The following is a 1,110-nucleotide window of genomic DNA, read 5'->3' as shown; positions in this document are numbered from 1 at the left end:
CCGGCAGCTCACGCACGTCGGTGGTGCCACGGGCCGCATCCAGGGTGCCGAGTACTCGCTCGTCGACTACAACCGTGCCGGCGTCCCGCTCGTCGAGATCGTCACGAAGCCGATCTTCGGCGCCGAGCACCGCGCCCCCGAGCTCGGTGCGGCGTACGTGCAGGTCATCCGCGACCTCGTCCGGGCGCTCGGCGTCTCCGAGGCCCGCATGGAGCGCGGCAACCTCCGCTGCGACGCGAACATCTCCCTCCGCCCCCGGGGCCAGGAGAAGCTCGGCACCCGCACCGAGACCAAGAACGTCAACTCGTTCCGGTCGGTCGAGCGTGCGATCCGCTACGAGATCCAGCGGCAGGCGGCGATCCTCGCGGCCGGCGGCACGATCACGCAGGAGACCCGCCACTGGCACGAGGACACCGGGCGCACGTCGGCCGGCCGTCCGAAGTCGGACGCGGACGACTACCGCTACTTCCCGGAGCCCGACCTGCTCCCCGTGGTGCCCGACCCGGCCCTCGTCGAGGAACTCCGCGCCGCGCTGCCGGAGGCCCCGGTCGCCCGTCGTCGTCGTCTCAAGGGCGAGTGGGGCTTCGCCGACCTCGAGTTCCAGGACGTCGTCAACGGCGGGCTGCTCGACGAGGTCGAGGGCACGGTCGCCGCCGGCGCGGCTCCGCAGGCAGCGCGCAAGTGGTGGACGGGCGAGATCACCCGCGTCGCCAACGCGCAGGATGCCGCCGCCGGCGACCTCGTGTCGCCGCAGCACGTGGCCGAGCTCATCGCGCTCGTCGAGTCGGGCGACCTCACGGACCGACTGGCCCGCCAGGTGCTCGAGGGCGTCATCGCCGGCGAGGGCTCGCCATCGCAGGTCGTCGAGTCCCGCGGACTCAAGGTCGTCTCGGACGACTCGGCGCTCACCGCCGCGGTCGACGAGGCCCTCGCCGCCCAGCCCGACGTCCTCGCGAAGATCCAGGACGGCAAGGTCCAGGCCGCCGGCGCCATCATCGGTGCCGTCATGAAGGCCATGCAGGGCCAGGCCGACGCGGCCCGCGTCCGCGAGCTCGTGCTCGAGCGCGCGCAGCAGGGCTGACGCACCGGCAGGACCACCCGACGGGAGGC

At 73.3% G+C, this 1,110-nt stretch carries 1 protein-coding gene; it reads left to right on the top strand.

The window, feature by feature from the left end; translation table 11 throughout:
* Window positions 1–1,081, top strand: a 1,081-nt coding sequence (locus I59_RS18535) for an Asp-tRNA(Asn)/Glu-tRNA(Gln) amidotransferase subunit GatB (protein ID WP_022905160.1), incomplete at its 5' end; no start/stop codon positions are given.
* Window positions 1,082–1,110 lie beyond the last annotated feature (29 nt).

This window comes from Curtobacterium sp. B8 (assembly GCF_000333315.1).
Classification (GTDB): Bacteria; Actinomycetota; Actinomycetes; order Actinomycetales; family Microbacteriaceae; genus Curtobacterium; species Curtobacterium luteum.
The sequence above is the reverse complement of the archived record's forward strand: the minus strand, read 5'-3'. Positions and strand labels throughout refer to the sequence as shown.